General features: G+C 72.2%; 10 protein-coding genes. 5 read left to right on the forward strand and 5 right to left on the reverse strand.

Annotation, left to right across the window (positions count from 1 at the left end; all coding sequences use genetic code 11):
* Window positions 1-283: 283 nt before the first annotated feature.
* The 4 genes from HW578_RS18290 to HW578_RS18305 are packed head-to-tail and all read left to right on the forward strand — an operon-like array spanning window position 284 to window position 4,355.
* Window positions 284-1,303 carry a tripartite tricarboxylate transporter substrate-binding protein gene (locus HW578_RS18290; RefSeq protein ID WP_198372115.1) on the forward strand — a complete coding sequence of 340 codons (1,020 nt, stop codon included), beginning with the start codon at window positions 284-286 and terminating at the stop codon, window positions 1,301-1,303.
* Entirely contained in the window at window positions 1,300-1,842 is a 543-nt protein-coding gene (locus HW578_RS18295) for a tripartite tricarboxylate transporter TctB family protein (protein WP_198372116.1), read from the forward strand. Before HW578_RS18290 ends, HW578_RS18295 begins: the two co-directional genes overlap by 4 nt.
* Window positions 1,839-3,338, forward strand: coding sequence for a tripartite tricarboxylate transporter permease (locus HW578_RS18300; RefSeq protein ID WP_232479096.1), 1,500 nt, complete (start codon window positions 1,839-1,841; stop codon window positions 3,336-3,338). The genes HW578_RS18295 and HW578_RS18300 overlap by 4 nt, the downstream gene beginning before the upstream one ends.
* A 48-nt stretch (window positions 3,339-3,386) precedes the next feature.
* Entirely contained in the window at window positions 3,387-4,355 is a 969-nt protein-coding gene (locus tag HW578_RS18305; protein WP_198372118.1) for a Bug family tripartite tricarboxylate transporter substrate binding protein, read from the forward strand.
* 83 nt (window positions 4,356-4,438) lie between these two features.
* Here the strand turns inward: HW578_RS18305 and HW578_RS18310 are convergent, their stop codons facing one another.
* Entirely contained in the window at window positions 4,439-5,440 is a 1,002-nt protein-coding gene (locus HW578_RS18310; protein ID WP_198372120.1) for an NAD(P)-dependent oxidoreductase, read from the reverse strand.
* 177 nt (window positions 5,441-5,617) lie between these two features.
* On the opposite strand from HW578_RS18310, the gene HW578_RS18315 reads away from it, so the two are divergent.
* Window positions 5,618-6,577 (forward strand): tripartite tricarboxylate transporter substrate binding protein, encoded by a 960-nt coding sequence (locus HW578_RS18315; protein WP_198372122.1) that lies wholly within the window; start codon window positions 5,618-5,620, stop codon window positions 6,575-6,577.
* 190 nt (window positions 6,578-6,767) lie between these two features.
* Here HW578_RS18315 and HW578_RS18320 read toward each other — a convergent pair whose 3' ends face one another.
* The 4 genes from HW578_RS18320 to HW578_RS18335 form a co-directional block, all read right to left on the reverse strand.
* Window positions 6,768-7,343, reverse strand: a complete 576-nt coding sequence (locus tag HW578_RS18320; protein WP_198372124.1) for a DUF2585 family protein — start codon at window positions 7,341-7,343, stop codon at window positions 6,768-6,770.
* Window positions 7,340-8,473 (reverse strand): benzoate/H(+) symporter BenE family transporter, encoded by a 1,134-nt coding sequence (locus HW578_RS18325; protein WP_198372126.1) that lies wholly within the window; start codon window positions 8,471-8,473, stop codon window positions 7,340-7,342. The genes HW578_RS18320 and HW578_RS18325 overlap by 4 nt, the downstream gene beginning before the upstream one ends.
* Entirely contained in the window at window positions 8,473-8,841 is a 369-nt protein-coding gene (locus HW578_RS18330; RefSeq protein WP_198372128.1) for a helix-turn-helix domain-containing protein, read from the reverse strand. Before HW578_RS18330 ends, HW578_RS18325 begins: the two co-directional genes overlap by 1 nt.
* A 19-nt stretch (window positions 8,842-8,860) precedes the next feature.
* On the reverse strand, window positions 8,861-9,235 hold a 375-nt coding region (locus HW578_RS18335), incomplete at its 5' end, for a Smr/MutS family protein (RefSeq protein WP_198372130.1).

The raw sequence follows: 9,235 nt of genomic DNA on the forward strand, positions 1-9,235 counted from the left end.
GTGCCGTGGTGATCGACCTGCCCGATGCGCGCCCGGGGCTCGCCGCATGGCTGGCCGCGCAGGGCGGCGCGGTGCAGCGGCCCTTCACGCGCATGGCGCTCGGCGCCGATCCCCCTGGCGATGCGGCGGTGCTCGCCGCCGTCGCCGGGCCGGAATTCGGATGATCGCCGCGCTTGCTTGACGATGCCGGCGCGGTGGCCGCACCATCGCGGTAACCACAAGGTTACTTCACCACGACGCCGCGCCACACGCGGCGCGTCACACCGAGGGAAGGGTCGAAGACATGCTCCGCAGGCACCTGCTTGCCGCCACCGCCGCCGGCATCGCCGCCCCTGCCACGCTGCGCGCCCAGGGCGCCTGGCGTCCGGAACGCCCCGTGACCCTGATCGTGCCCTGGGCGGCGGGCGGCTCCACCGACCAGATGGCGCGCATCGTGGCGGCCGAGCTGGAAGGCCCGCTCGGCCAGCGCGTGGTGGTGGTGAATCAGCCCGGTGCTTCGGGGTCCATCGGCACGCGCAACGCGCTGGAAGCGCCCAAGGATGGCCTGACCTGGGCCGCCGGCGCGGCGGTGGACGTGGGTTGCTACAAGGTGCTCGGGCTGCTCGATACGCAGCTTGCGGACTGGAACCTGTTCTTCGCGGTGGCCAACGTGAACGTGCTGGTGGCGAACCCGCAATCTGGCTTCCGCGACTTCGGCGCGGCGCTGGAGGCGCTCAGGACCCGCGGCCAGGGCATCGGCGTGGCGACGGCCGGCGTGTCCTCGGCCGGGCACAACATGATGGAGGCGCTGCGCGCCGCGACGCAGATCCAGTACCGCCACGCCACCTATGACGGCGGCAACCCGGCGATGATCGCGACCGTGTCGGGGGAAACACCGCTCGGCGCCGTGCTGCTGGTGGAAGCCGCCGAGATGATCCGCGCGCGCCGCCTGATCCCGCTCGCGGCGCAGGCGGAGAACCCGGTCACGCTGGCCGCGCAGGGCAACGCGCCCGCGATCGAGGTGCCCTCGGTGCGCCGCTGGCTGCCGAATATCCCGGCGCCGCTCAACTACTTCGGCATCTGGTCGGCCAAGGGCGTGCCGGACAACGTGGTGCAGACCATGACCACGTTGTGGACCACCACCATCGCCAATTCGCAGCGTCTGAAGGACTACGCCAATTCGCGCGCGGCGCTGTTCACGCCGATCTCCGGCCAGGCCGCGCATGACGAGGCGTGGAAGATGGTCCGCCAGACCGCCTGGCTGTATTTCGACGGCGGCAAGGCGCAGGTCAGCCCCGAGACGCTGGGCATCGCGCGGCTTTGACGGCGCCGGCGAACGAGGTCGAGGTCGACTCTCCCTTCGACGGGGAGAAGGCGCCGGCCTCGCCCCGCGCGGACCTGGTCACGGCGGCGGTGCTGTTCGCGCTGGGCGTCGCCATCATCGCGCAGGCCTGGCAGATGCCACGCTTCGTCGAGCAATCGGGCACCGGGCTGACCGCGCCGGGCATCGTGCCGGGCTTCTATGGCGCGATGATCGCGCTGCTGGCCGGACTGCTCGGGCTGCGCGCGGTGCGGCGCGGCGGCTGGACTGTGCGCGCGGCGCGGCGGCCGGCCAATGGCGACGGACGGCAGCTGCTGACCGCCGCCGTGCTGGGCGTCGTGTATGCCGGCGTGCTGGTCGGGCGCGTACCGTTCTGGATGGCCTCGGCCCTGTTCGTCTTCGCATTCACGACCGCCTTCGAATGGGTCCAGGGGCCTGAACGCCGCGCTCGGCGCATCGTCGAGGCGGTGCTGATCGGGCTGGGCACGGGCCTCGCCGTGACGCTGGTCTTCGAGAAGCTGTTCCTGCTGCGCCTGCCATGACCGACGCCTTCAACATGCTGCTGGGCGGCTTCGCCCATGTGCTCGGCGGCGGCGCGGTGTGGCATGCGCTCTGGGCGGTGCTGATCGGCATCGTCATCGGCGCCCTGCCAGGTCTGACCGCGACCATGGGTGTCGCGCTGCTGACCACGCTGACCTTCGGCATGGGGCCGAATGTCGCGATGCTGGTGCTGGTCTGCGTCTATGTCGGCGCGATCTACGGCGGGTCGCGCAGCGCCATCCTGCTGAACATCCCGGGCACGCCGGCCTCCGCGGCCTCCACGCTCGATGGCTTTCCGCTGGCGCGGCAGGGCCTCGCCGGGCGCGCGATGGGCATCTCCACCAGCGGATCGTGGCTCGGCACGCTGTTCGGCACGCTGATCCTGGCATTGTTCGCGCCGTCATTCGGCGAATTCGCGCTGAAGTTCGGCTCCTACGAGATGTTCTGGGTGGCGATGTTCGGCATCATCATCGCCGGGTCGCTGTCGGGCGGGGATCCGCTGAAGGGCTACATTGCCGGCTTCATCGGCCTGTTCGTCGCGACGATCGGGCAGGAGACCAACCACGCCTATGCACGCTTCGCCTATGGCAATGGCGACCTGGCGGGGGGGCTCGGGCTGCTGCCGGTGCTGGTGGGCGTCTTCGGCGTGGCGGAGGTGCTCTCGGCCATGCGCGGGCCGGCGGTGCGCGCGGTCTCGTCCAAGATCGATTCCGTCATCCCGCGCATCCGCGACATCACGCAGTACTGGCGCACCATCCTGCGGTCGGGCGCGCTCGGCACCTTCATCGGCGCTATGCCGGGGCTCGGCGAGGACATCGCCGCCTGGACCTCCTACGCCGCCGCCAAGCGCGCGAGCGCCGAGCGCGAGAAGTTCGGCAAAGGCAGCATCGAGGGCCTGATGGCCGCCGAGACCGGCGAGAGCGCCTGCGTGCCCGGCGCGATCATCCCGGTGCTCACGCTTGCGGTGCCGGGGTCCGCGCCCGCCGCCGTGCTCATGGCCGCGATGATGATCCACGGGCTGAATCCCGGGCCGATGCTCGCGATCACGTCACCCGAGTTCATCTACCAGATCGTCGCCATGCTGGTGATCGCGGACATGGTGAAGCTGTTCTACGGGCTGGTGCTGGTGAAGCCGCTGCTGTGGATCCTGCTGATCCCGCGTGCACGGCTGATGCCAGTGGTCTTCGTGCTGTGCACGGTCGGTGCCTTCGCAATCACCTCGCGCCTGTTCGACATCTGGGTGATGCTGGGCGCGGGCCTCGTGGGCTTCGTGCTGCGCGAATTGCGCTTCCCGATGGCGCCGCTGGTGCTCGGCATCGTGCTGGGCGACCTGCTGGACAAGAACCTGCTGCGCGGGCTGGTGCTGTCGGGTGGCGACCTCACGCCCTTCTTCACGCGCCCCATCAGCATGGGGCTGTGCGCGCTGACGCTGCTGGCCGCGGCCTGGTCGATCCCGGGGGTGGCGGGGCTGTTCCGGCGGCGGCGCGCAACGGCCTGACAGGCACGCGGATTGCTAGACTGCCGGCGAACACCGGGAGATTTCCGCATGCATCGCCGTCCGCTCCTGATCGCCGCCGCCGCCATCGCCGCCGCATCCCGCGCCGCGGCGCAGGAGGCCTGGCCGACCCGCCCCACCACCATCGTCGTGCCCTATGTGCCGGGCGGCCCGTCCGACATCCTGGCGCGCACGCTGGCGCAGCAGCTGCAGGCGCGGCTCGGCCAGCCCTTCGTGGTGGAGAACCGCACCGGGGCGAACGGGGCCGTAGCCGCGCAATACGTCGCGCGCCAGCCGCCCGACGGTGCGACGCTGTTCGTCGCGGCCAGCGGCATCCTCACCATCAATCCGCTGCTGATACAGCGCATCGGCTACGATGCGCTGCGCGACTTCACGCCGATCACCATCGCCATCAGCGCGTCGAACCTGCTGGTGGTGAACCCCTCGGTGCCGGCGAACACGCTGCCGGAGCTGATCGCCTGGCTGCGCGCCAATCCCGACCGCGCCTCCTATGGCAGCTCGGGCATCGGGTCGTCGGAGCATCTGGGCATGGAGCTGTTCACCCAGCGCACCGGCACGCGCGCGACGCATGTGCCCTACCAGGGCGGCGGCGCGGCGGTCACGGACCTAGTGGGCGGTACGCTGCAGATGGCGCTGCTCAACATGGCGACGGTGTTGCCGCAGGTGCAGGCGGGGCGGCTGCGCGCCATCGCGATCGGCGGGCGCGCGCGCCATCCGCTGCTGCCGGAGGTGCCCACGGTGATGGAATCCGGCGTGGCGGATTTCACCTCCGGGTCGTGGCACAGCATCGTGGCACCCCGCGGCATGGCGGAACCGCTCGCCGCACGCATCCATGGCGAGGTGACGGCGGCGCTGCAGGCGCCCGAGGTGGCGCAGCGCCTGGGCGCCACGGGCTTCGCGGTGGAGGCCGGCAGCCGCGCCGAGCTGACCGCGACCATCGAGGCCGAGACGATGCGCTGGCGCGACGTGGTCAGCCGCGCGGGGCTCGCGGCGGGGTAGGCGTCACGGCGCCTGGGGCGCGCCGGTTTCGGCGCTGCGCAGCCAGGCTTCGACCAGCCACTGCACCGGCCGGCCGACGCCGATCATGCCGTGCGCACCCCGATCCGCGCCAGGCGATGCGCGGCGGCGGCATTCACCGCGTTGTCCGGCAGCTCGCCGCGCGCCAGTGCCGCCACCTGGCGCACCGTGTCCATCGCCTGGTGCTCCATCGCCTCGGGCGTCATGCCGCCGATATGGGGTGCCGCGATCACGTCGGGCCGGCGCGCCAGGAAGGCGGAGGGCCGCTGGTCCGGCGCGCGCCCGACATCCATCGCCGCGCCGGCGAGATGCCCGCTGTCGAGAGCCGCTTCCAGCGCGCGCTCGTCCACCAGCTCCCCGCGCGAGAGGTTGATGAAGCGCGCGCCGCGCTTCATGCGCGCGAAGGCCGCCGCGTCGAACAGGTCGCGCGTCGAGGCGTCGGAGATCGCGAGGCAGACCACGATGTCCCCGGCCGCGAGCGCCTCGGCGAAGGGCATCGCCGCGATGCGCGGATCTTCCGGCGTCGCGTAGGGATCGGACACCACCACGCGCATGCCGAGCGCCAGCGCCACCTCCGCCAGCCGTCGCGCGATGCGGCCATAGCCGATGATGGCGAGCGTCGCGGCGGAGAGCTGCAGGCCCATCCGCCCCATCGGCTCCTCGCCGCGCCGATAGGCTTGCACATGGCCCGCCACACCGCGCGCGAGGTCCACCATGAAGCCGAGCGCCAGTTCCGTCACGCTGTCCACGAAGCCCGGCGTGGCGCGGGTGACCAGCACGCCGGCGGCGCTCGCGGCCGGCACGTCGATGGTGCTGATGTCCACCGCCACGCGCAGGAAGGCCACCAGGTCGGGTGCGGCGGCGAAGGTTTCGGGCGCACCGGGCGTGGCGCGGTCGGCGACGATCGCCTGGCAGCCGCGCGCCGCCTCCGCCAGCGCCGCGCCGGACAGCACCGAATCGCCCGGGTTGCGCACTACCTCGGCATGCTGGCGCAGCGCTGCCAGCGCGCGCTCGCCGTAATAGCCGGCGAACATCTCCGGCGTATGCGCCAGGAACACCTTGAGCATGGCCGCGTCCTTCCCTGATGGGCGGCAACCTATCGCGGCCGGCCGGTAAAGTCTTTGCAGAACCGCGCACGCAGCGGTTGAAGGCTTTACGCCTTCACGCAAGCGCGGCGCGATTCCCCCCTGCCGGAACGCGCCCATCATCGGCATGTCAGCGGCCCGACTTCGAGGAGGAACCGCATGACGATGCTGACCCGCCGCGCCGCCATCGGCGCCCTGGCCGCCACGCCCTTCGCCGCGCCCGCCATCGCCGCGCCCTGGCGCGCCGACCGGCCGGTGGAATTCGTGGTGGGCTTCGCCGCCGGCGGCGGGACGGACATCGTCGCGCGGCTGTTTGCGCGGCACCTCGAGCCGCGGCTCGGCCAGCCGGTGACGGTGGTGAACCGGCCTGGCGCGTCATCCGAGATCGCGCTGACCTATGTCTCGCGCGCCCGGCCCGACGGGCATGTGCTGGGGCTGACCAACATGCCCTCCTTCGTGACGATCCCGGTGGAGCGGCGCTCGCAGTACAACCTCGACAGCTTCACCTTCGTCGGCAACATCATGACCGACCCGACCGGCTTCATGGTGAAGGCCGATGGGCCGATCCGCGACATGGCCGACCTGGTCCGCCTGGGCCGCGAGCGGCCGGAGCAGATCGTCGTCTCCACCTCCGGCATCGGCACCGACGACCACCTGCTGCTGGTGATGCTGGAACGCGAGACCGGCGCGCGCTTCACCATCGTGCACTACAACGGCGCCCCGCAGCAGCGCACCGCGCTGATGGGCGGCCAGGTGCAGGTGAACATGGTCTCGATCGGCGAGTACGCGCCCGCACCGCAGGGCATGCGCTTCGTTGCCCATGCCGGCGCGCAGCGCAGCCGCTTCGCCCCCGACACGCCGTCCCTTCGCGGCATGGGCCTCGAGATCGAGATGTATTCCGAGCGCGGGATCGTCATCCCGTCCAGCACGCCCGCGCACATCGTCGAGCGGCTGCGCGAGGCGGTGAAGGAGGCCGCCGAGGACCCCGCGACGCGCGCCAGCTTCGAGGCGCAGTTCATCGAGCCGAATCACGAGCCCGGCCCGGTCTGGGAGGCGCGCATGCGTCGCGTGCAGGGCGTCTATGCCGACCTGTGGCGCCGCCAGCCCTGGATCAGCTGAGTGTTTCTTCGCCCTCGGGCGCAGGGCGCCAAGTCTTCGTAACGTCCTCAGGCGCCGGGCGCCCGCATCCGCGGGCTTGGCTTGCGCGCCATGCACTGGCGCGCTGCGCGCCGCGTCCGGGTTGGGCGCGGTCGTGCCTTGCACTCCCGGATCGCGGCACGCCGCGATCCGAAAGGGATGGGTGGCCCGTTCAGCGTACCGTCGGCGCGCCCTGCATCTGCCACTCCCGCACCCCCTCCAGCGGCCAGACCAGCATCAGCACGTTCAGCAACAGGTTGTCGCGGATCATCCAGGCCGCCAGCGCCTCCATGCCGACCACCATCAGCACCGACGCCACCACCGGCAGCCGCGCCGCCAGGAAGAACCCAACCAGCATCGACACGCCATCGCCGAAGGAATTCACGATGCTGTCGCCGTAGTAGTCGAGCGAGGCGGTCACCTCCCGGTACCGGTCGATGATCAGCGAGGTGTTCTCCACCACCTCCCAGGCGCCTTCCAGCAGCAGCGCGGCGACCGCGCGCCAGGCCACGCTCCAGCCCGGCGCGACCCAGCGCAGCGCGGCATAGAAGATGAAGCCGTGCGCCAGGTGCGACAGCGTGTACCAGTCCGTCAGGTGCTGCGAATTGCCCGACGACCAGACATCGCCATGCCAGATCGAGACGTATCCGCAGGCACAGATCCACAGCCGCCCGATCGCGAACTGGATCGCCGCCACCGCCGCCAGGATCCCGGCCATCGCCGCCCAGGGCAGCCACTGCGCCGTCATGCCCGCCACCGCGCCAGCGCCATCATCGCCCCCCCTGCCAGCAGTCCCCAGAACGCGCCGCCGATGCCCAGGAACGCGACGCCGGAGGCGGTGACGACGAAGCACACCAGTGCCGCCTCGCGACCCTGCGGCGCATGCACCGCACCCAGCATCGCGCCGCCGAAGGGGCCCAGCAGCGCAAGCCCCGCCACCGCCTGGATCAGCACCGGCGGGGCAGCCGCGACGAAGGCCGTCACCGCCCCGGCCAGCAGCCCGAACACAACATAGACCGCGCCCGCCACCACGGCCGCCAGCCAGCGCCGGGCAGGGTCCGGCCCCGCGCCCTCGCCGGCGCACAGCGCCGCGGTGATGGCCGCCAGGTTCACCGCATGCGCACCGAAGAGCGCGCCCGCCACGCTGAACAGGCCGGTTGTGGTGAACAGCGGCCCCGCCTCCGGCCGGTAGCCATTCGCGGAGAGCACCGCGAGCCCCGGGATGTTCTGCGAGGCCATGGTCACGATGAACAGCGGCAGCGCGATGCCGGTCATCGCCGCCAGCGAGAATCCGGGCAGCACGAACTCCGGCTGCGGCATCCATCCCGCGGACGGCAACGGCGCACCCGCCGCGATCACGCCGACCGCCACCGCCACCGCCGCCGGCACCGCCAGCAGCCGGTTGATCCGCGCCACCACCGCCCAGGCCAGCACGATCGCGAGCCCCGCCGCCGGCTGCTCCGCCACCGCGCGCACCGGTGCCAAGCACAGCACGAAAAGGATGCCCGCCAGCATGGCATTGGCCAGCGGGGCCGGTATCGCCGCCACCGCGCGGCCGAGCGGCTTCCACAGCCCCGCCACCGTCAGCAGAACCCCGCAGGCGAGGAAGGCGCCGACCGCCTCCGCGAAGCCGCCGGCGGGCGCGGCCGTGGCGGCCAGCAGTGCGGCCCCGGGCGTGGACCACGCCACGCTGATGGGCAGGCGCAGCCGCAGCGACAGCAGGATGCCGGCGAGGCCCATCGCGACCGACAGCGCCATCAACCCCGACGCCGCCTGCGCCGGCGAGGCGCCGACCGCCACCAGCCCCTGCAGCACCACCGCGAAGGAGGAGGCGAAGCCCACGAACCCTGCGAGCAGCCCGGCCGAGACCGCCTGCATCAGCGTTTCGCCTTCGGGAGGCGATCCAGCACCGTGCCGATGGCCGCGGCCGCCTCGGGCGTGATCTGCCGGATCTCGCGCGCCAGCCGGTTGGCGAGGTCGGTCACCTCCGGCGACAGGCCGGCGGTGTCGAGCACCGCGCGCGGGTGCGACTGCCGTGCGAGGCGGCTCAGCTCCTCCGCATCGTCCCAGATCAGCCCGAAATACTCGTTCACCTGGTGCACCAGCCCGGCGGAGGGACGACCGCGCCGGCCGTGCTCCAGCGCGGAGAGATAGGCCGCCGAGACCTGCAGCGCTGCCGCGAGGTCCTTCAGCGTGACGCCACGCTGCTGGCGCAGCTCGCGCAGTCGCGCGCCGAAGGGGGTCATGGACGACGCAGCGCGCGCGTCATCGCCGCCGGCGCAGCAACAGGTGCACCGCTCCCGTATTCGCGCTGTGCGGATGCGCCGCGCCCAGCAGGATGCGCCGCAGGTCCGGCGCGTTCAGCCAATGCGGCAATTCGCGCCGCAGCACCCCGCCCTCGGGCGAGGAACCCCGCCCCGTGATCACGGCCACGCAGCGCACCCCGTCCGCATAGGCATCCGCGAGGAAGGTGCGCACAGCGCCATGCGCCTCCTGCGCGCGGCGGCCATGCAGGTCGATGCTGCGCTCGGGGCGGATGCGGCCGCGGCGCAGGTCGCGCCAGCGGCGATCGTCGAGCCCCGCCGGCGGCGCATTCACCGCGATGTCCGGCGGCGACCAGCGCGGCGCGGGCGCGGCGAC

This window comes from Roseomonas rosulenta (assembly GCF_016106005.1).
In the GTDB taxonomy this organism is placed as follows: domain Bacteria; phylum Pseudomonadota; class Alphaproteobacteria; order Acetobacterales; family Acetobacteraceae; genus Neoroseomonas; species Neoroseomonas rosulenta.